Origin of the sequence: Clostridium thermarum, assembly GCF_006351925.1 — a bacterium.
GTDB classification, from domain to species: Bacteria; Bacillota; Clostridia; order Clostridiales; family Clostridiaceae; genus Clostridium_AU; species Clostridium_AU thermarum.
Window position 1 is genome coordinate 2,854,118 of sequence record NZ_CP040924.1, and the last position, 20,913, is coordinate 2,875,030.

At 37.5% G+C, this 20,913-nt stretch carries 15 protein-coding genes; all 15 read right to left on the minus strand.

Annotated features, from left to right (window positions below; all coding sequences use genetic code 11):
* Nucleotides 1–12 precede the first annotated feature (12 nt).
* The 15 genes from clpP to polC all read right to left on the minus strand — a co-directional run bounded on the left by clpP (nucleotide 13) and on the right by polC (nucleotide 20,611).
* Nucleotides 13–615, minus strand: a complete 603-nt coding sequence (clpP, locus tag FHY60_RS12845; RefSeq protein WP_139905421.1) for an ATP-dependent Clp endopeptidase proteolytic subunit ClpP — start codon at nucleotides 613–615, stop codon at nucleotides 13–15.
* 231 nt (nucleotides 616–846) lie between these two features.
* Nucleotides 847–2,139: a trigger factor gene (tig, locus tag FHY60_RS12850; protein ID WP_139905422.1), complete on the minus strand. Its 1,293-nt coding sequence runs from the start codon at nucleotides 2,137–2,139 to the stop codon at nucleotides 847–849.
* A 271-nt stretch (nucleotides 2,140–2,410) separates the two neighbouring features.
* On the minus strand, nucleotides 2,411–3,217 hold the full coding sequence (locus FHY60_RS12855; RefSeq protein ID WP_139905423.1) for a hypothetical protein: 807 nt from the start codon (nucleotides 3,215–3,217) through the stop codon (nucleotides 2,411–2,413).
* Between the two features lie 280 nt (nucleotides 3,218–3,497).
* Nucleotides 3,498–6,686 carry a carbamoyl-phosphate synthase large subunit gene (gene carB / locus FHY60_RS12860; protein ID WP_139905424.1) on the minus strand — a complete coding sequence of 1,063 codons (3,189 nt, stop codon included), beginning with the start codon at nucleotides 6,684–6,686 and terminating at the stop codon, nucleotides 3,498–3,500.
* Nucleotides 6,676–7,764: a glutamine-hydrolyzing carbamoyl-phosphate synthase small subunit gene (gene carA, locus FHY60_RS12865; RefSeq protein WP_139905425.1), complete on the minus strand. Its 1,089-nt coding sequence runs from the start codon at nucleotides 7,762–7,764 to the stop codon at nucleotides 6,676–6,678. The genes carB and carA overlap by 11 nt, the downstream gene beginning before the upstream one ends.
* Nucleotides 7,765–7,972: 208 nt before the next feature.
* On the minus strand, nucleotides 7,973–8,530 hold the full coding sequence (gene pyrE, locus FHY60_RS12870) for an orotate phosphoribosyltransferase (RefSeq protein ID WP_139905426.1): 558 nt from the start codon (nucleotides 8,528–8,530) through the stop codon (nucleotides 7,973–7,975).
* A gap of 100 nt (nucleotides 8,531–8,630) precedes the next feature.
* Nucleotides 8,631–9,533: a dihydroorotate dehydrogenase gene (locus FHY60_RS12875; RefSeq protein ID WP_139905427.1), complete on the minus strand. Its 903-nt coding sequence runs from the start codon at nucleotides 9,531–9,533 to the stop codon at nucleotides 8,631–8,633.
* A gap of 12 nt (nucleotides 9,534–9,545) precedes the next feature.
* On the minus strand, nucleotides 9,546–10,283 hold the full coding sequence (locus FHY60_RS12880; protein ID WP_139905428.1) for a dihydroorotate dehydrogenase electron transfer subunit: 738 nt from the start codon (nucleotides 10,281–10,283) through the stop codon (nucleotides 9,546–9,548).
* The gene (gene pyrF / locus FHY60_RS12885) at nucleotides 10,283–11,167 is read right to left on the minus strand and encodes an orotidine-5'-phosphate decarboxylase (protein WP_139905429.1); all 885 of its coding nucleotides are present in this window, start codon (nucleotides 11,165–11,167) and stop codon (nucleotides 10,283–10,285) included. Before pyrF ends, FHY60_RS12880 begins: the two co-directional genes overlap by 1 nt.
* On the minus strand, nucleotides 11,164–12,372 hold the full coding sequence (locus FHY60_RS12890) for a dihydroorotase (RefSeq protein WP_139905430.1): 1,209 nt from the start codon (nucleotides 12,370–12,372) through the stop codon (nucleotides 11,164–11,166). Before FHY60_RS12890 ends, pyrF begins: the two co-directional genes overlap by 4 nt.
* Nucleotides 12,373–12,384: 12 nt before the next feature.
* Nucleotides 12,385–12,816: an aspartate carbamoyltransferase regulatory subunit gene (locus FHY60_RS12895; RefSeq protein ID WP_139905431.1), complete on the minus strand. Its 432-nt coding sequence runs from the start codon at nucleotides 12,814–12,816 to the stop codon at nucleotides 12,385–12,387.
* A 10-nt stretch (nucleotides 12,817–12,826) separates the two neighbouring features.
* Complete coding sequence (gene pyrB / locus FHY60_RS12900; protein ID WP_139905432.1) at nucleotides 12,827–13,750, minus strand: aspartate carbamoyltransferase; 924 nt, start codon at nucleotides 13,748–13,750, stop codon at nucleotides 12,827–12,829.
* 232 nt (nucleotides 13,751–13,982) lie between these two features.
* Nucleotides 13,983–14,111, minus strand: coding sequence for a hypothetical protein (locus FHY60_RS18525; RefSeq protein ID WP_279230403.1), 129 nt, complete (start codon nucleotides 14,109–14,111; stop codon nucleotides 13,983–13,985).
* Nucleotides 14,112–14,238: 127 nt separating this feature from the next.
* Nucleotides 14,239–15,951 (minus strand): methyl-accepting chemotaxis protein, encoded by a 1,713-nt coding sequence (locus tag FHY60_RS12905; protein WP_139905433.1) that lies wholly within the window; start codon nucleotides 15,949–15,951, stop codon nucleotides 14,239–14,241.
* Between the two features lie 322 nt (nucleotides 15,952–16,273).
* Complete coding sequence (polC, locus tag FHY60_RS12910; protein ID WP_139905434.1) at nucleotides 16,274–20,611, minus strand: DNA polymerase III subunit alpha; 4,338 nt, start codon at nucleotides 20,609–20,611, stop codon at nucleotides 16,274–16,276.
* Nucleotides 20,612–20,913: the final 302 nt, after the last annotated feature.

The window sequence follows — 20,913 nt, forward strand, 5'->3', positions numbered from 1 at the left end:
GTGGTATATATACTATTTACTATCCACCGATATATTATTCTTAGTAAGAACTCTATCAATAAGGCCATATTCCATTGCTTCATCAGATGTCATGAAGTAATCTCTTTCAACATCTCTCTTTATCTTCTCCAATGGCTGACCGGTTCTTTCGCTTAAAATTTTGTTTAATGTATCCTTCATCCTAAGTATACGTTTTGCATGTATATCAATATCAGTAGCCTGACCTTGGAAACCACCTAAGGGCTGATGAATCATTATTTCACTATTAGGCAATGCATATCTCTTGCCCTTGGCTCCAGCTGCTAGCAGGAAGGCTCCCATAGATGCAGCCATACCAATACATATAGTGCTGACATCGGGCTTTATATACTGCATTGTATCATAAATTGCCATACCTGAAGTTATGGATCCTCCAGGGCTATTTATGTAAAGGTATATGTCCTTATCCGGATCTTCACTTTCCAAAAACAATAGCTGCGCAACAATCAGGCTTGCTGTCACGTCATTTACTTCATCACTCAACATTATTATTCTGTCTTTTAATAGCCTTGAATAGATATCGTAAGATCTTTCTCCTCTATTAGTCTGTTCAACTACAACTGGTACTAAACTCATAAATTACCCTCCTTATTTCTATCTTCTAACCCTTTTCCGCCTATAAAATTATCTTTAAATTTTCTTACTACTTATAAATAAATTTCCATATTAGATTATATGCTGTAAAAACTGCTTTGACCGCAATTTAATAAAATAAAATACGGGAGTTTTGCCCCCTATTTATCATATTTTAGTAAAAGCATAATTAGACAATTGCCAGAATTTCTTCCGGCAATTGTTCATATTATATTATGCAATAGCTTTGCTGTTGTCAATCAACATCTTAACTACTTTTTCATTAACAACGTCGAGCTTTAAATATTCAGACTGTGCCTTTAATAAAAGATCAACTGTCTTCTCTATATCTTTGCCACCGTATAGTTTTGCTACCTCTTCTGCCTTAGCTTTGATTTCTTCTTCAGTAGCAGTTATATTTTCAACCTTAGCAATCTCATTTATTACTAAGTCAGCTTTAATCTTACTAATAGCAGATTCTCTCATATACTCTCTCATTTTTTCTTCAGTGCTACCAGTGTACTGATAATATGTTTCTAAATCTAAGCCTTGATACTTAAGTCTGTTTTCCATATCCTTAAGCATTACGTCTATTTCTTTCTTTATCATTACTTCTGGAATTTCGATTGTAGCATTATCACATACTGTGCTAATTACCTTCTCTTCATATTCTCTCTTTGCTCTTTCTTCATTTGCCTTTTCCATCTCATTTCTTGTATCAGCTTTTAACTCTTCAAGAGTGTCAAACTCTGATACTTCTTTAGCAAATTCATCATCTAGAGCAGGTAATTCCTTTACCTTAATCTCATTTACTGTTACCTCAAATAACGCTTGTTTACCGTTTAACTCTTCTCTGCCATATTGTTCAGGGAAAGTGACCTTTACATCTCTCTTTTCTCCTACTGCAGCACCGATTAACTGTTCTTCAAAGTTATCAATGAAGCTACCTGAACCTATTTCTAAAGAATAGTTTTTGCCTTCTCCACCTTCAAAAGCAACTCCGTCTATATAACCTTTAAAATCAATTATGGCTATATTACCATTTTCGACAGTTCCTTCTGTCTTAGTTTCTATTCTAGCATTTTTCTCCTGCATTACTTTTAACTCATTCATAACATCTTCATCAGTTACAGGATATTCGGACTTCTTAACTTCTACGCCCTTGTAGTCACCCAGTTTAACTTCAGGCATAGTTGTTACCTTAGCAGTATATACTAAGTCCTTTCCGCTGCCTATTTCTACAATATCAATTTCAGGATAATCTACTGGATGTATATCGTATTCCTTAAGAGCTTGTGGATATGTATCATCAATGCAAATATTTACTGCATCTTCATAGAAGATCCCTTCTCCATACATTTTGGTTAAAATCCCCATCGGAACCTTACCTTTCCTGAAGCCCGGAACATTGTATTTCTTTACATTTTTTGCATAAGCTTTCTTTAATGCTTCATTAAACTTTGCTAACTCTACTGTTACTTCAAGTTTAACAACGTTTGTCTCAACTTTTTCAAATTTGATGTTCATTATAATTGTTCCTCCTAATTCCATAAAACCTTTTAATTACTAGACTTTCTAGCTAAGATATTATAGCATACTTTTAAAAATTTTCGCAATTATATTGCAAAATCTTTTAAACTTTATTATACCTATATATTTTTCTTATTTCAATAACTAAGTTATTCCTACACCGTTTTGAACTATAAAGAACCAATAATGCTGTCCTATTGCAGATGTCTATAATAATTATTTACCATAATTCTGAATTAATATTCCGCAATAGAGTATATTTTAGAATTTATTGTATGACATTTCCTTCATTATTTATATACATAACAGCACCATCTACTTTTATCTTAAGTCCTTTTTCCTCCATAATATCAAAGCTGATATTTTCTGAGGTCAAAGATGTTATTCTTTCATGCTTTACGTCATTTATATCGACTTTATATACAGACTTTTTAGTTTGGAACCAAGGCATTTGCGAAATATATACCACAGTGTTTTCGTTGATAAACTTAGGAGTACTATGCCATTGAAAACTTGGGTTTCTCTGCAGATAGGAATTCTTTTCTATTTTTGTTCCTTTAGTGGTTATGTACTCCGTTTTTGAGATATTTTTAATATTGCCTTCTAAATCAATGATATATAATTCTTGCGCACTGTCTAAAACCACTGCCTTTGCTGCGGATGGACTCACATTAAAAAATAACAAGAAGTTATCTTCTGACACTATATTTCTAATGCTCTTACTTCCATTTTCTTCATTATATATTACTTTAATTACCTTTCCATTAGGCAGATTCAAATCAAGTGTTTTGTCGGTAATAATGGGAACCTGCTCAGGTTCAGTTTCCGGTACTTGTTCTTTTTCTTCATTGTTTTTTGAACTTACGCCTTCATCCTTATCGCCGCCATTTGCTAGATATCCCGTACTCTGCTCCTGTTTTTGCTTAAAATAGTTATCTTGCCACCTGGTATAAGTAGTCCGGCAAAAAAAGTATAAAGCTACGGCAATGAGACAAAAAACAAATATTGTCTTTCTTCTTTTTCTAGCCTTCATCTTTCTATCATATTCTCTGCTGAATATACTTGGCTTTCCCAACTCCTTTTCCTCCTATCAACAGTAATGGATTTTTCTTAGCCTCACTTATGATATACGTAAAGTCACAATAATAGTACTCAATATTATTAAAATTGACAATTCACAATGGACAATTAATACTCTAGGCATTCATTATATATTATACCATTTTATCAATAAAATAAAAAAGAGAAAAATAAAGAAAAAATAGCAATCCTCAAATAATTTTGACGATTGCTACTCATATTTCTGGAAACTAAATATTAATATTACTTATTCACTGTTAATTATCACTTCTCCATTAAATTAAGTACTCTTTTAAGTTCTTTGGTTCTAAAGTTTCTCCAGCCTTTTTCATCATTACAGCCTTTAAGTAAAACTTAAAGGTATCAAGACAGGTAAAGGTTGTAACCCTATATTCGGCAGCTTTACGTCTTATTTTAAATCCTTCAGTGTTTATATTGTTACCACTTGTAGGAGTGTTGAACACAATCTGTATATTTCCTGATGCTATTTCTTTCAAAGCCAGCTTATTGTTTAAGATTTGGCACTGCAATCCATTCTGTTGTAAATACTTTGCAGTTCCTTCTGAACCAGAAAATTTAAAACCAAGGCTTTCATATCGTTTTAAGATCTCAAAGCCCTCTTCTTTATCAACGTCTTTAAGGGATACATAAACCCTTCCTTCTGTTATTACCTTTATGCCAGAAGCTACAAAAGCCTTATATATTGCCTTGTCTAATACTCTATCAACCCCTAAAACCTCACCTGTAGATTTCATCTCCGGCCCCAGATACATGTCTGCGTCAGCCAGCTTCTCTCCAGAAAATACCGGGATTTTAACGGCATACAGCTTAGATCCCTTTATCAAGCCAGTGCCATATTCCATTGCTGAAAGCTTATTACCCAGCATCAGCTGTACAGCTATGGATACCATCGGTACTCCAGTGACCTTGCTCAATATTGGCACTGTGCGGGATGCTCTTGGATTTACTTCTATTACATAAACCTCATTGCCATCAAAGACATACTGAATGTTTATAAGTCCCACTACCTTAAGTTTCTTAGAAATTTTCTCAGTATAATATTTTAACTTTTCAACAGTTTCATCACTCAATGAAATATGCGGATAAATAGTTATGCTGTCACCGGAGTGAACTCCAGTTCTTTCAACATGTTCCATAATGCCAGGTATCAAAATATTGTCACCGTCGCAAAGAGCGTCCACTTCTATTTCTATTCCCTTGATATATTTGTCCATTAGTATGGCATGACCGTTGCAAAGGCTCATAGCCTCTTCCATATATCTTGTCAAGGCCACATCATCATAGACAACCTCCATGGCCCTTCCTCCTATAACATAGGAAGGTCTAACCACAACAGGGTATCCAAGTTCTACGGCTTTAGATTTTGCCTCTTCTACAGAAGCCACTACCACTCCCCTAGGACTTGGTATATCCAGTTCTTCTAAAAGCATTCTGAATTTGTCTCTATCTTCCGCCAAGTCTATGGAGTTAAATTGGGTACCTAATATTTTCACCCCTCTTTTATGAAGCTTTTCTGATAAATTAATAGCCGTCTGCCCCCCAAACTGTACAATTACCCCTTCCGGTTTTTCCTTGTTTATAATATTCATCACATCGTCGATGTACAGCGGTTCAAAGTATAGCTTATCAGAGGTATCAAAATCCGTACTTACGGTTTCAGGATTATTGTTTACTATTATTGATTCATATCCCGCTTCTTTAATTGCCCAAACTCCGTGTACGCAGCAGTAGTCAAATTCAATTCCCTGTCCAATTCTTATAGGACCGGAACCTATAACAAGGATCTTTTTCTTATCTGAAACCACTACTTCATCCTCTTCTTCGTAGCAGGAATAGTAATAGGGGGTTTTAGATTCAAACTCTCCGCTGCAGGTATCAACCATTTTATACACCGGGTATATGGCTTTATGCTTTCTTAACTCTTTTAAGTCCTCACTGCTTAATTTCGTTAAGTCACATATCTCTTCATCGGTAAATCCCATTGCCTGGGCTTTATATATTAGCTCAGAATTACCGTTATACTGTTCCAAATCCTTTTCCATCTGAACTATATTCTTTATTGCATCTATAAACCATGGATCAATTTTTGTAATTTGCTGAAGGTATTCTTCGGTCTTTCCTCTTCTCATGGCTTCTGCCAGAACGAATAATCTCTCATCATCCTGCTTTTTCAGCTTTTCAATGAGGTCCTTTTCATCCATTTCTTCAAGTTTCTGATATCTTAGGCCTTTAGGCATACCTTCCAGAGAACTTACCGCCTTTAGCAGTGCGCCCTCAAAGCTTCTGTTTATTGCCATAACCTCACCGGTAGCCTTCATCTGAGTTCCAAGAGTTCTTTCTGCCCTGGAGAACTTGTCAAAGGGCCACTTTGGTATCTTTACTACTACATAGTCCAGTGTAGGCTCAAAGCAAGCACTGGATACTCCCGTTACCGAGTTTTTCAACTCATCAAGCCTATAACCAATGGCGATTTTTGCTGCAATTTTTGCAATGGGATAACCTGTGGCCTTTGACGCTAATGCGCTAGACCGGCTTACCCTTGGATTTACTTCAATTACTATATAATTACTGCTGTAGGGATCCAGTGCAAATTGTACGTTGCATCCTCCCTCAATCTTTAAGCTTCTTATTATATCTATAGATGCCTTTCGGAGCATATGATATTCCTTATCCCTCAAGGTTTGAGAGGGAGCTACCACAATACTGTCACCGGTGTGTATTCCTACCGGATCTATGTTTTCCATATTACATATTATTATGCAGTTATCTTTACTATCTCTTATAACTTCATACTCAATTTCCTTCCATCCGGCCACACTTTGTTCCAGAAGTATTTGTCCTATAGGACTAAGCTCAATACCTCTGGCGCAGATTTCCTCAAGTGCTTCCCAGTTCTCCGCAATTCCGCCACCGGTTCCCCCTAAGGTATAGGCCGGCCTAATTATCACCGGGAAACCTACAGCTTCAACAAACTCAAAACACTGCTTTAAGCTGGTCCCAATTATGCTCTTAGGAATGGGTTGACCTATTTCAATCATTAATTCTTTAAAAGCTTCTCTGTCCTCAGCCTTCTTTATGGATTCACTGTTTATTCCTAAAAGTTTAACTCCATACTTTTCCAGGACCCCTTCATCCTTTAGCTTCATTGCAAGGTTTAGGGCAGTTTGGCCTCCAAAACCAGCTAAAATTCCCTGAGGTCTTTCCTTTGCAAGTATAGCCTCTATGGACTCCATATTTAAGGGTTCTATATAAACCTTGTCTGCTATGTTAGTATCCGTCATAATTGTTGCCGGATTGCTGTTTACAAGAATTGTTTCTATCCCTTCTTCTTTAATTGCTTTACAGGCCTGCGTTCCTGAATAATCAAACTCCGCTGCCTGGCCAATGATAATTGGCCCTGAGCCAATTATTAAAACTTTTTTTAATGATTTATCAAGCCCCATATTTCACTCCGTCTCCTTCGCTGATCTCTACGAATTTATCAAATAAATATGCCGTGTCTATTGGACCTGGGGCACCTTCCGGATGAAATTGAACAGAAAACACAGGATAATATCTGTGTCTGATGCCCTCCACACTTCCATCATTCAGATTCTTATGAGTAATTATGACCCCAAGCTTTTCCAAACCCTGCTCACTAACAGCATAGCCGTGGTTTTGAGAGGTTATATAAGCCTTATCTCTCTCAATGTCATATACACCGTGATTTCCGCCTCTGTGTCCATATTTCATCTTATAGGTATCTCCGCCCAATGCTAAAGATAAAATTTGATGCCCTAGACATATGCCGAAAACCGGTATTTTGCCTATAAGTTTTTTTGCTAAGGTTATCCCTTCTACAACGGATTTGGGATCTCCCGGTCCATTGCTCAATAAAACCCCTTGAGGATTAATATTTCTTATTTCCTCAAAGGTCACGTTGTAAGGTACTATTGTAATATCACAATTTCTTTCTTTTAAATTGTTTATTATATTTCTCTTAACCCCAAAATCTACTACAACAACCTTGATGCCCTTACCTTCTATATGAATGTACTTATCTGTACTAACCTCCTTTGTGTAATTATCAACCTTATTCTTTTCTGCTTCAATTATCCTTTTAACCTCATAGGTAGAAATATACTCATTTGCTATAACACATTTTTGTGCTCCAAGACTTCTTATCTTTCTTGTAATACTTCTTGTGTCCACATCATAAATTCCTACAATCCCCATCTCTTTAAGCATATCATCAATGCTCTTTTCACTCATGTAGTTTGAGGTTTTTGCGGAAGGATTTTTTACGATAAAGCCTCTTGCATATACCTTAGTTGACTCTTTTTCTTTATTATTTGTCCCATAGTTACCAATTAGAGGGTAGGTCATGGTTATTATTTGTCCGGCGTAAGAAGGATCTGTTAAAATTTCCTGATATCCGGTAATGGAAGTGTTAAACACTAATTCACCGCTGGAAACACCTGTCTTTCCAAAGCCTTTTCCCTTGTATATAGAACCATCCTCGAGATAAAGTAATCCTTCCATGATATTATACACTCCTCTTATCTATTGAATATTTATTCATAATATACTAATATTTATACAGATTTTATTACATATTTTAGTGCTTGTCAAGAGTTAACATATCTTATAAAGTCGGTTTTTTCTTATTATTTTTTAATTTCCTTTTACTACATAAAAAATACTCCCTACATGTATAGAGAGTAATTTCATTAATGAATTGATACTTAAATTATTTAATATTTCTGCTGCCAGGTTTTACGTACTGTATACCTTCCTTGCATAATGGACATTCTTCCTTTTCATAACTTTCTATATCCATCTTTACACTACTGTATATAGGATATTCAAGCTTGCAGGTTCCTCTGTCTACTATGCAGGCTATTCCAACCACCTGTCCACCACGGCTTTTTATAACTTCTATGGCTTCTAATGCAGATTTCCCTGTAGTAACTACATCCTCTGTAATTACAACCTTATCCCCTGGTTTAATTTTAAAGCCTCTTCTAAGAGTCATTTTCCCTTCTTCTCTCTCAGTAAACATAGCCGGCTTACCACATTGTCTTCCTAGTTCATAGGCCACAATGATTCCCCCCATTGCCGGTCCCACAACTAGGTCAAAGTCCACATCCATTAGTTTCTCTGCCACTACAGTCAATACTTCAGCAGCCTTATCAGGATACTGTAACAATTTTGCACATTGGCAGTACATATTGCTGTGCCTGCCGCTGGACAGCAGAAAATGTCCCTCCAATAATGCTTCACACTGTTTTAATATATCTATAATCATTTTTGTTCCCCCTATCTTAATTGTTAACTGCAAAATTTACATTATTACTAACTTTAATAAAAAATAATTTCTTTCTAAATTACTCATTACCCATTGTCCTCTAAGTCCATGCCGCTCCCACAATCTCATCAATGCTCTTTAAGCCCTCCTTATACATAAAATCACGAATCTCTTCAATAATATCCACAGCTATGTCCGGCTTTATGAAGTTTGCCGTGCCAATTTGTACTGCTGTGGCTCCTGCCATTATAAATTCTATGGCATCTATGCCGGACATGATTCCTCCCAGTCCTATTACTGGTATGTCTACAGCTTTTGATACTTCATAGACCATTCTAAGAGCTAGTGGCTTCACTGCAGGTCCTGAAAGGCCTGCAAAGACATTTTCAAAGACCGGTTTTCTCTTCTTTATGTCGATGGCCATAGCCTTTACGGTATTTATCAGGGAAAGTGCATCTGCTCCTGCCTCTCTACACCTATATGCCATGGCCACGATGTCCTCTGCATTGGGCGAAAGCTTTACTATCAGTGGCTTTTTACACACTGACCTTACTTCCTTTACAACTTCATAGGCAGTGTCACATTTAATACCAAAAGCCATCCCACCGCTTTTGACATTAGGGCAGGATATATTAAGCTCTATCATATGCACAGAGGTATTGCTTAGCTTGGCTACTGCCTCCACATACTCTTCAATATTGCTTCCTCCTACATTGACAATTATATTTGTATTTAATGTGTCCATAAAGGGCAGCTCACTTTCAATAAATTCATCTATGCCCGGGTTTTGCAGTCCAACACTGTTTAGCATGCCGCCCCGGGTCTCATATACCCTTATGCCTTCGTTCCCATCTCTCTTGTGTAAGGTTAATCCCTTTGTACAAATACCTCCCAGTAAGGACACATCATAAAACTCCGAATATTCCCTGCCAAAGCCAAAGGTACCGGAGGCTGCAATGACCGGATTTTTAAATTTAACTCCGCATATATTCCTACTTAACATTACCGTCCCCCCCTATATTACTAGGTCATCGCCCTTGAATACCGGACCTTCTTTGCATGTCCTCTTGTTTCCACCTTTAGTTTTGCAGGTACATACAAGGCAAGCTCCAACCCCACAGGCCATATGCTTTTCCATGGATACATATATTTCCGTACCTACTTCTCGGCACTGCTTCAGAACCTTTTCCATCATAGCTTCAGGTCCGCAGCACAGTACTAGATCATACTTAGCAGCATCGAATATTTCTGTAATATACCCCTTATACCCAAAGCTTCCGTCCTCAGTGGCTATATACACATTTTTTACTCTGGGTCTTATGATATCTATGGCATAAATACTACATCTAAAGCCTGCATATAGGTCTACTTCCGCCCAGTGAAGTATTTTACTCAGTTCTACCATTGGGGCAATGCCAATTCCTCCACTTACCAGGGCAACCCTTCCCTTGATATCTTCTGTCTTAAATCCATTACCTAGGGGCCCCATAACCTGTAGTTCTTGTCCTCTCTTTAACCTGGAGAGCATTTCCGTACCTCTTCCTGTTACGGCGTAAAGAAAATCCAACTTGTCTTCTCTAACTTCGCTGACACTGATGGGGCGCCAAAGCACCGGTTCTGTTTCCCAGCACTTAAGCATATAGAATTGTCCCGGCTTTATTTTATGGTCTATCTTAGTTTCTATAGTCATCTTAAAGATACCGCTTACTACTTCCTCATTGTCTAAGATCTTTGCACTCTTGTATTCCGGCATTATTTCAGTCCTCCCTCAAGCTTACTGCAGGTTTCCTCAATTTCCTTCCTCATTCTGATGACTTCTTCTCTTGAATAGATATCAAATTTTTCATCACCCTTATCTTTTCCTTTATAAGCTAGGAGAACTGCTCTGGAGGAGTTTACAATACCGCCATTTCCACGGTTTAGATATAGGGCAACATCCTCAGCCTTTCCTCCTTGAGCTCCATAGCCCGGAATCAAGAAGAAGGTACTTTCCAAACTCTTTCGCAACTCCTGAGCTTCGCTTCGGTGGGTGCAACCTACTACCGCCCCAATAGAGCTGTATCCACTGGAGCCTAGATAATATTTACCTAAGCTGTTTATTTTATTTCCTACAATGCTATAGATTTTACTTCCTCCCAAACTGTTGATGTACTGTATATCCTCAGCCCCCCGGTTAGAGGTTCTGACCAGGGCAAACAGTCCCTTTTCTTTATTCTTCAAATAGGGTAGGAAAGGCTCTATTGTATCCATACCCATATAAGGATTTACCGTTATAAAATCACTTTCAAAGTCACCTTCAAAATGGGCCTTGGCATACATTTCCGCGGTTTTTGCTATATCTCCTCTTTTTACATCTGCAATAATTACCGCATCCATATCCCTTAGGTATTTCAAAGTTTTAGCATAGGCCCTAAGTCCTTTTAGACCATAGGCCTCATAGTAGGCAATTTGAACCTTAAAGCAGCCTACTGTGTCCAGAGTGGAGTCTATAATTCTCTTATTGAATTCAAAGATAACGTCCTCTAAGTTTTCAAATTGATCTGCAAAGCTCTTAGGAATATACTCAAAATCTGTATCCAAGCCTACGCATACAACTCCTCTTTGAGCTACTCTTTCAAATAACTTATCAATAATCATAGTCCAAACTCTTCCTCTCTATAGACAACTTGTCCTGCTTTAATGGTACATAATACAGTTCCCTTTACCTTATATCCATGGAAGGGACTGTTTTTCCCCTTTGATTTGAATTTTTCAACATCTATTTCATAAGGAGTATCAATATCCACCAAGACCATATCTCCCTCATAACCAATCTGGAATTTTCCTTTTTCTATGCCCATTATCTCTGCTGGTCTCTTAGACATAAGATCAGACAATCTGCTCAAGCCGATATGTCCCTCCTCCACTAACTTTGTATAACATATGGCAAAGGCTGTTTCTATTCCGCTTATGCCCGGTGCTCCTTTTGCCTTATCCTCTGCCGTATGTGGGGCATGGTCTGTGGCTATACAATCAACGTACCCTCTTTTTATAGCTTCGATTAGGAACTCTACGTCATCTTCTTTTCTAAGTGGAGGATTAACTCTGTAGTTTATCTCATCTGTGAGACCTATATGATGGGGTGTAACTTCACAGGTTATTTTATTTCCTGCTTCCTTAGCTTCAATCACATATTCCATAGCTTCCTTAGTGCTTACATGGGCTAAATGGAGTTTACATTTTGTGTACTTAGCCAGGGTAATATCCCTCCAGGTCATTGTATTTTCCGCCAATCTCATATCTACATCACTTAGGTCCGGACTCTCTGCATGGGACATTATTATAAGTCCAAGCTTCTCTGCCTTAATCATAGCCTGCATCATGATCTTGCTGTCTGCTACACCCTTTCCGTCATCGGATAACAACTTTACAAGCCCACTTTCCGCTTCAAGTTCATCTAAATGGCTTACATCCTTACCTTCAAGATTTCTGGTTATAGACATGCACTGATGTATGTCTATCAATGCCTCCTGCTTGCCTTTTTCCAATACATAATTGACTGTGTCCATGTTACTGCACACCGGATTAGTATTTGCCATTAAGTTCACTGTAGTGAATCCTCCTCTTACTGCGGCCTTACTGCCAGTACCTATATCTTCCTTATAAGTATAGCCCGGGTCTCTAAAGTGGCAGTGTAAATCGATGAAGGCCGGCATTAAGATCATGCCTTTGGCGTCAATTGTTTCTGCTTCCTTAATAATATCTCTCCCTATTTCTGCAATCTTTCCATCTTTAATATATATGTCCCCTAAAAAGTCAACGCTCCAGTCAACAATTCTTGCATTCTTAATTAACAAATCCATAGATATTTCCCCCTATATATCTTTAAACCTTACGATGTCGTCGCAGTACTCACAGCGGTATTCCCTGTTATCATAGTCAACCAAATGGAATACATGAGGCACATAGTCTTCCATAGAAGTAACACACCTAGGATTTTTGCATATAAGTACATTCTCCACTCTGGTGGGGATTTCCAACTTAATCTTTTGGGTTATAATCTCATTCTCTATAATGTTTATGGTTATGTTGGGATCTATAAGTCCCAATACTGTAAAGTCTACATGAATTTCATTTTCTATTTTAATTATGTCTTTTTTCCCTATCTTTACGCTGGGTGCATTCATAATAAGAGCTACTGTAAAATCTGCTCCGTTTAGCTTTAGATATTCAAAAATTTTTACTCCTAGCCCTGCAGTGATATGGTCTATGACAATACCTTTCTTAATGCTGTTTATGGTAACCATAATCATCCTCCTACCTTACTCCTAAAAGTTTGCTTATCAGTGCCATTCTTACATACATGCCGTACTGAGCCTGTTTAAAATAACAAGCCCTAGGGTCATTGTCCACTTCATAGGCGATTTCATTAACTCTCGGCAGCGGATGCAGGACTATCATATCTTCCTTTGCATACTTTAACTTGTCCTTATCTAGAATATAGCTATCTTTAAGCCTCACATAGTCTTCTTCATTAAAGAAGCGTTCTCTCTGAACTCTTGTCATATACAACACATCCAACTCTCCAAGCACTTCTTCCATGGTGACAGTTTCTTTATATTCAATATTATTTTTTTTCAAAACTTCACTGAGGATATAGTTGGGTACCTTTAATTCTTCTGGTGAGATTAAAACAAACTTTATGTTTTCATACCTACACATGGCTTTTATCAAAGAATGAACAGTCCTCCCAAATTTTAAGTCACCGCATACACCGATGGTTAAATTGGTAAGTCCGCCTTTTATGTTACGTATGGTTAATAGGTCTGTTAAGGTTTGGGTAGGATGTTGATGTCCTCCGTCTCCGGCATTGATCACCGGCATGGTTGTATTCATGGCAGCAATTTTAGGAGCACCTTCCTTGGGGTGCCTTATTACTGCAATATCCGCATAGCAGGCAACTGTTCTTATAGTATCTGCAATACTTTCACCTTTAGACACGGAGCTGGAATTGGGTTCGGAGAAACCTATGACATTTCCACCCAGTCTTAACATAGCAGCTTCAAAACTGAATCTTGTCCTAGTACTGGGTTCGTAAAATAGAGTGGCTAAAATTTTCCCTTGGCATACATGAGAAAATTTCTGTGGATTTGAAATGATATCGTCTGCTAATTTAAAAGTTTCCTCTAATTCATCCAAGGTAAAGTCCATTGGATCTAATAGATGTTTTGCTTTTAACATATTCAATCCTCTCCTTCTTAACCTCTCTGGGCTAAATTTAAAGGTAAGGAGTCATATATGGAATATTTTTAAATTAAAAAATGCCCTCCACAAAGGAAGGCATAGTTATACCATAGTTAAAAGTATTCTATACTATATGACTTCCTTATTGATCTCACAGGATCAACTTAAAGGTATATTGTGTTTAAATAATATTAACATAGGCTGCCAAATATGTCAATGAGAAAACACCTTATTTATTTGGCAGACCTCTTACCGGTTTTCTCATATCCTTATCAGTATTCATAGTTATTGGATTTGCAGTTTTAGGATTAGTTGTTTTATTATCGTTTCTACTCTTTTTTTCAGCCTTGGTTGCCATAACTTTATCACCTCCACTTTTATTCTTCCTGTAGTGAAGTGTAAATATTCTAAGTTAAAGGAGCATATCCGGATTTAAATAGGCAAATCCAGTTATGCTCCCAACATTTCCACATATAAGCACTTTTTTATAGTTTAAAGGTACTGATCTCTGTCTGTAGGTCATCTGCTAGCTTGGCTAAAAGTTGACTGGATTCTACCACCTCAGCCCCAAGATTGGATTGCTGCATGGTTGAAGCAGCAATTTCCTGCATCTGTGATGCTGTAATGTTGCTTATTTCCTCTATACCAAGCATTGATTGGACAATTTTTTCGCTGCTTTCAGCCATTTGTTTTATAGATGAAATTATTTCATTTGCCTTATTTGAAGTATCTGAAACCAATTGAGCAATCTCTGTAAAGGACTTTTCTGCAATATTTACTACTTCCGTACCTAACTTTACCTCTTTCGTACCAAGCATCATTGCACTTTGTGCCTGCATCGTATCTTCTACTATCTCTTTTATTATGTTTGTTACTTTAACAACAGAAGTCTGTGATTGTATGGCAAGTTTTCTTACTTCCTCCGCAACCACTGAAAAGCCTCGTCCGTGTTCTCCTGCCCGTGCAGCCTCAATTGCTGCATTTAGTGCCAGTAAGTCTGTTTGTGATGCAATAGAAGATATTGTACCAGCTATTTGTTCAATTTCCCTGGTCCTTTCACCTAGGCGCTGAACCAAGACAGCTGAATCTTCAACGGTTTTCTCAACTCTTTTCATCTGTGTTATAACTTTCTCTACAGACTCTTTTCCATGGCTTGTTGCCAGCTCCGCTCCTCTGAAGGCATTCTGCATTTCATTTGTATTATCCATAATTCTTTCAATATCTGTAGATATCTGTGACACAATTGCTTTTGTATAAGAGACAGCTTTCACTTGCTTTTCGGTACCTTCTGCCACTTCTGCAACGGTACTAGCTACCTGATTTACTGCCTCAGCGGACTGTTCAGTAGCTGTTGTCAGCTGTTGTCCCATGTTGGCTACTGCCTCAGCAGACTGGGATGTATTTTTTATGAAGTTTTGAACTTGTCCAGTTACTGCGTTTATAGAAGATGCCAAATTACCCAATTCATCTTTAGAACTGATTTTTATGGTTTTGATAGAAACCTTTCCGTTAACATCCTTACTAACCGCCTCTTGAATAAGCTTAACCTGATTACTTATGGCCCTGATTACTATAAAACCTATAACTACACTGACTGATAGTCCTATTACTAAGGTCAATATCAATGCAGACATAATTAGTTTATATGAGTTATTTGCCTTATCGTATTCATTCTTGGCACTTATCAGTTGTTCACTTACTATTTCTGTTAGCTTTGAAACTATCGGGTCCATACTCAAATCCAAATCATTAGCAGCGAATTTCACTAATTTATCCCTATCTTGTTCCTTCATAATTACCAATAACTTGTCCACATATGAGTTTGCCAAACTCATATGTTTTTCCGCTTGGGCTGCCAGATCCTTTTCAACAGCGGTAAGATCATTGTTAATATATGACTCCCACGCTTCTTCGATGGCTTCCCTTCCTGCCTTTATCTGATTTTCACCTTCTATCCAGGATGCTCTTCCATTTAACACCTTATATGTTATACCCGTAATATTTACCGCATACTTATCTGATACTGTTTTCAATTGCTGCAAAGGTACAAAGTTTCTGTTATAAACCTTGAGCATCTTGTTATTTGAATTTCTTACCCCCAATATACCTGCAACACCTATAAAAATTGAAACTATGGATTTAATCAAAAGTAATAGTATTATTTTAGTTTTAATTTTAAGGTTATTTAGGATTTTCATATTATTCCCCCTTTTTATTCTCTCTTTCTCTGCAAAATAAGCTTATATGTATTCGTTTTCAAGCAAAGAACTACTTATTAATACTTCCTCCTTACGTATTTATACAAATTTAGATATATTAAATGTTATTACATCATTTTACCTATTTCTCTTTTATTATACCATTGTTTATACCTATTTTAAATACTATATATTTATGGAGTTGATGTAAAATTAACTTAAAAAATTCAACTTCCTCATTCTTGTCCAAAATCCTTATCACCCTAAAAATAAAAAGAAAGCCATCCCAAAGCAAATCATATTGCTTAGAATGGCTTTCCCACTATATTACATCAAAGAAACACATTTGATCACTTTCCGGAAGACCTTTTAGGCAGTCAAACTTTTTAAGCAGATCTATGGCTGCATTTCCAACTTTAGCACGTTTCCTTACGTCCTCTATAGATCTGAAAGGTTCTTCCTGCATGGCTTTATATATACTTTCTGCTGCCACATTACCCATACCGGCTATACTGTTTATAGGCGGTCTTAGACCATCCTCCTCTACTAGGAACTTGGTTGCATGGGCCTTGGATAAATCTATGGGCAGGAACTTTATTCCTCTCTCATACATTTCTAAAACTATTTCCAAGTCATCATACATATCCTTATCCTTAGGTGCAGCCATATTGCCCATGGCTTCGATTTCCTTCATCTTTGCCTTAACCTTCTCTTTGCCGAAAATCATGTATTCAGCATCAAAGGCCTTTGCTCTTATAGTGAAGTAGGCCGCATAGTAGGCTTTGGGTATATGAACCTTAAACCAGGCAATTCTAAAGGCCATCATAACGTAAGCTGCAGCGTGGGCCTTCGGGAACATGTATTTTATCTTCTTGCAGGACTGAATATACCACTCCGGCACATCGTGTTCCCTCATTAAGGCTTCATATTCTGGGAACTTAGGATCCTTAAGTGCCTTTCCTTTACGAACTGTTTCCATTATCTTAAAGGCCGTATTCGGAGGTAGCCCTTTTTTTATCAGATAAACCATGATATCATCTCTTGTACATACAGCATCAGAAATACTGCTGATTATTCCATTGTCAATCAAGTCCTTGGCATTTCCCAGCCATACGTCGGTACCATGAGAAAGTCCGGATATACATATCAAGTCCATAAAGGTCTTTGGCTTTGTATCCAAAAGCATTCCTCTTACGAACTTAGTACCGAATTCAGGTATACCAAAACTCCCCACCTTTGAATTTATCTGGTCTGGTGTAACATTAAGGGCCTCAGTGGATGAAAATACAGACATTGTAGCCTTATCATCCAATGGTATGGTTTTAGGATCCACTCCGGTTAAATCTTGAAGCATTCTTATCACCGTAGGATCATCGTGACCCAGTATATCTAACTTCAAAAGGTTTGAATCAATGGAGTGATAGTCAAAATGTGTAGTAATAATATCGGAATCCGGGTCATCCGCAGGGTGCTGAACCGGACAGAATTCAAAAATCTCTCTGCCCTTAGGCACAACTATAATACCACCGGGGTGCTGACCAGTGGTTCTTTTTATACCGGTACATCCCTTAGAGAGTCTGAGTATTTCAGCCTTATTGACTTGAACTCCCTTGTCTTCAAAATACTTCTTTACGTAACCAAAGGCCGTTTTTTCCGCTATAGTACCGATAGTCCCAGCTTTAAAGGTAGTGCCCTTCCCAAATATAACCTCTGTATATCTGTGGGCTTTTGCTTGATATTCACCTGAGAAGTTCAAGTCTATATCCGGTTCCTTGTCTCCATTGAAGCCCAGGAAGGTTTCGAAAGGTATATCTATACCATCCTTAGCTAACTGCTCTCCACATACAGGACATACCTTATCAGGTAAATCGAAACCTATCTTAATACCATAGTCAGTGAAGTCTGAGTACTTACATTTTGGACATCTGTAATGAGGCGGGAGGGCATTAACTTCCGTTATCCCCGTCATGTAGGCAACAACGGAGGAACCTACAGATCCTCTTGAACCAACAAGGTATCCATCTTCATTGGATTTCCAAACCAGCTTTTGAGCAATTATGTACATTACTGAGAAACCATTTTTTATGATAGAATCTAATTCCCTCTCCAACCTATCATGAACCAACTGAGGAAGAGGATCTCCATATAGCTCATGGGCTCTTGAATAGGTAATGTCCTTAATGGTCTGTTCACAGCCATCAATGTGTGGTGTAGCTTTATCCGGTGAAATAGGACTTATCTGTTGACACATCTCAGCTATTAGATTAGTATTGGTAACTACTACTTCATAGGCCTTTTCTTTTCCTAAGTATGAGAATTCCTCCAGCATCTCCTCGGTAGTTTTCAAATACAGAGGTGCTTGATTATCTGCATCTTTAAACCCCTGGCCTGCCTCCAATATACGTCTATATATCTCGTCTTCAGGGTCCAAGAAATGTACGTCTCCGGTAGCTACTACAGGTTTGTTCAGCTTTTCTCCCAAGGCTACGATTTTTTTATTGATTTCCTTTAGATACTCCCTATTGGGTACCTGTTCCTGCCTTACTAGGTACTCGTTATTGCCTATAGGCTGGATTTCCAAGTAATCGTAAGTCTCTGCAATAGCTTCAATTTCCTCATCGGATTTTCCTAGTAGTATTGCCTGGTACAGCTCTCCTTCACTGCAGGCACTGCCAATTATTAAGCCCTCCGAATACTTTTTGTACATACTCTTTAGAATACGCGGTTTTTTATAAAAATAGTCCAAGTGAGAATAAGACACCAGCTTATATAAATTCTTTAATCCAACATAGTCCTTTGCCAAAATAATGGCATGATAGGTTTTAAGCTTTTTATATTCTTCCTTTTTGGCCTCTTCATCGGAGCCGTAGATATCTATATCCTCAAGGGTTTTTGCTCCTCTTTCCTTTAGCTTTTCCAGCATAACCTTAAATACCTTAACTGTGGTATCTACGTCATCCAAAGCTCTGTGTGCAACTTCTACTGTTATGCCAAGATGTTTCGCAATTCTTCCTAATTTATAAGTTTTGAATTCAGGAAATACTTCCTGTGCCAAGGATAAGGTATCCACATATGTAAAGTCAAAGTCATAACCTAAAACCTTGGCATTATGTTTTAAGAAGCCTATATCAAAGGAAGCATTATGGGCCACCAAAACACTGTCATTAATAAACTCCATAAGCTTAGGAAATACCTGCTCTATGGTTTCTGCATCTTTTACCATATCGTCGGTTATATTGGTTACTTCCACTACTTTTGCCGGTATAGGCTTTTCCGGATTTACAAAGCAACTGAACTCATCAATTACCTTACCATCTTTATATTTCATAATTCCTATTTCAGTGATTTTTTCCGTTACCGGTGAGAAACCTGTAGTTTCCAAGTCCAGTATGCAATAGGTAGTATCGATGCTCTGCCCCTTAGGATTAGTTACAGAAGTTTTTTTATCCGGTGCCAGGTAGGCTTCCACACCATATAGGACCTTCATGTCTGGATTATTTCTTCCAAGAAGTTTATGAGCTTCCGGAAATGCCTGCACCACTCCATGATCTGTTATGGCAATGGACTTCCATCCCCAGCTCATGGCCCTCTTAATTAAATCTGTAGCACTGCTCATGGCATCCATCTGACTCATCTGTGTATGCATATGAAGCTCTACTCTCTTTACCTCTGCCTTATCCTGTCGCTTAATCTTCCTTAAGCCCTCAGTTTCTATTATTGTGTTGACTATCATCTCAATTTCACCGGAAAACTTGCTGAAACCTGCATTACCTGCAATTTTCACGCCCTTTGCGCTCTTGAGCCTTGGTAATACTGTTTCCTCTTCACCGGCCTTTAAAAAGGCCTTGCAGGTCATGGAACTGGAACCGTCATATAAGTCGAAGGAAACCAAGATTTTTCCACTCTTTAATTCCTTTGACTCTATATTGGATATTTCACCTTCCAGTACTACTCTCCCCTCATCCGGTGTTATATCTGTGATTTTTATCACAGGGTCCTTTATTTTTGCGTTTCTACCTAATATCAAGGATGTATCTGCTTTCTTTCCATCATTTTCAGAACTTGCCTCTAATTTTTTCTCAGCAACTTCTTTAGGCTGTTGAGGTACTTTTATACTTACTACCTTAATCTCCCTTTGAGCTTGAAGCATTTGCTTTTCACGCTCTTCTTCCATCCTTGCCAAGTCCTCACTGCTAACTTTATCAGCAAAATTAATTTTATAGGCCGTACCGTACAAACTCTTCACAGCTTTCTGTATCTTTTTATCATAGTCCATGGACTTAAGAAAGTTTGATACCGGCACTTTAAAATTAAAATTTATGCTGTTGTTGACCACCTCATACTCACTGTTATTAAGCACTGCCCTTAGGGCAGGATATTTATCAGCCACAGAAAATACAATATTTTCTAACTCTTCTTCTATGGGTTTCTTGGAGGTCCCATCCGTATACTTTACAGATATATTAGCATCATTTAGTGCAAATCTTTCTCTTACAAATTTCCTAAGATACTCAAATTCCTTTGTATCTATATATTTATCAGAACTGATCTCCATATTCAAAGTCTTAGACTTCTTGCTTAACACCACCGATTCCACCAGTGCATTATTTATATTTCCGGCAGTATTATAATCACTAAAAATTTCATTTATTCTTTTCATGGTACTCTCGACCTTTCTCAAAATTTTTAGTACCTAATCATTATATAAGATAGATCTGTGCTTTGTCATGTAGGAAAAAACGGTATATGAGCACTTCATTATGATAAGAGACTATCAATCTATCTTATCTTTATTTTATTGAGTATTTTTAATTTAAATTATTGCATTCTCTCACTATCAATACCTGCATTAAATTCAGACTTAAAAGCTTAATTGCAATAAAAAGGAGCAATCTTACAAAAAAGTGCATATTTAATACTATAACCACATTATTAATTGCCTTTTAAGAAGTTTCCTTAAAA

Coding starts and splice junctions, on each gene's coding strand:
- FHY60_RS12895 (WP_139905431.1), bottom strand. CDS start 12,816: ATGGTTACCATAAACAGCATTAAGAAAGGTATTGTCATAGACCATATC.
- FHY60_RS12880 (WP_139905428.1), bottom strand. CDS start 10,283: ATGCCGGAATACAAGAGTGCAAAGATCTTAGACAATGAGGAAGTAGTA.
- carB (WP_139905424.1), bottom strand. CDS start 6,686: ATGGGGCTTGATAAATCATTAAAAAAAGTTTTAATAATTGGCTCAGGG.
- FHY60_RS12890 (WP_139905430.1), bottom strand. CDS start 12,372: ATGGATTTGTTAATTAAGAATGCAAGAATTGTTGACTGGAGCGTTGAC.
- pyrE (WP_139905426.1), bottom strand. CDS start 8,530: ATGATTATAGATATATTAAAACAGTGTGAAGCATTATTGGAGGGACAT.
- clpP (WP_139905421.1), bottom strand. CDS start 615: ATGAGTTTAGTACCAGTTGTAGTTGAACAGACTAATAGAGGAGAAAGA.
- FHY60_RS12905 (WP_139905433.1), bottom strand. CDS start 15,951: ATGAAAATCCTAAATAACCTTAAAATTAAAACTAAAATAATACTATTA.
- pyrF (WP_139905429.1), bottom strand. CDS start 11,167: ATGATTATTGATAAGTTATTTGAAAGAGTAGCTCAAAGAGGAGTTGTA.
- tig (WP_139905422.1), bottom strand. CDS start 2,139: ATGAACATCAAATTTGAAAAAGTTGAGACAAACGTTGTTAAACTTGAA.
- pyrB (WP_139905432.1), bottom strand. CDS start 13,750: ATGTTAAAAGCAAAACATCTATTAGATCCAATGGACTTTACCTTGGAT.
- polC (WP_139905434.1), bottom strand. CDS start 20,611: ATGAAAAGAATAAATGAAATTTTTAGTGATTATAATACTGCCGGAAAT.
- FHY60_RS12875 (WP_139905427.1), bottom strand. CDS start 9,533: ATGTTAAGTAGGAATATATGCGGAGTTAAATTTAAAAATCCGGTCATT.
- carA (WP_139905425.1), bottom strand. CDS start 7,764: ATGGAAGGATTACTTTATCTCGAGGATGGTTCTATATACAAGGGAAAA.
- FHY60_RS18525 (WP_279230403.1), bottom strand. CDS start 14,111: ATGGCAACCAAGGCTGAAAAAAAGAGTAGAAACGATAATAAAACAACT.